1 protein-coding gene is annotated in these 256 nt (G+C 37.1%); it reads left to right on the top strand.

Going from position 1 to position 256, the window contains the following annotated elements; translation table 11 throughout:
• Positions 1–256: alpha amylase N-terminal ig-like domain-containing protein (locus tag SB717_RS37565; RefSeq protein ID WP_410908230.1), on the top strand; the 256-nt coding region annotated here is incomplete at both ends.

Raw genomic sequence — 256 nt, 5'->3', positions numbered from 1 at the left:
TTAAGCGCTTACGTTATGGGTTTGAATTAAAATCTGAAACAGACACTCTTATTTATACAGAGCGAGGATTCTTTTCTAACATTCCAAATGATGATGTTGGTAACTTTTTTTGTTTTCCATTTATTCATGCAGATGATGTATTCAAAGCACCATCGTGGATTAAAGACACCATTTGGTATCAGATTTTCCCTGAACGATTCGCTAATGGCGATAGTACGCTGAATCCAGAAAACACCCTTCCTTGGGGAAGTACGAA

Source organism: Priestia sp. SIMBA_032 (genome assembly GCF_046535215.1).
Lineage (GTDB): Bacteria > Bacillota > Bacilli > Bacillales > Bacillaceae_H > Priestia > Priestia aryabhattai.
Note: the sequence above shows the minus strand (reverse complement) of the source record. Positions and strands in the feature narration are given on the sequence as shown.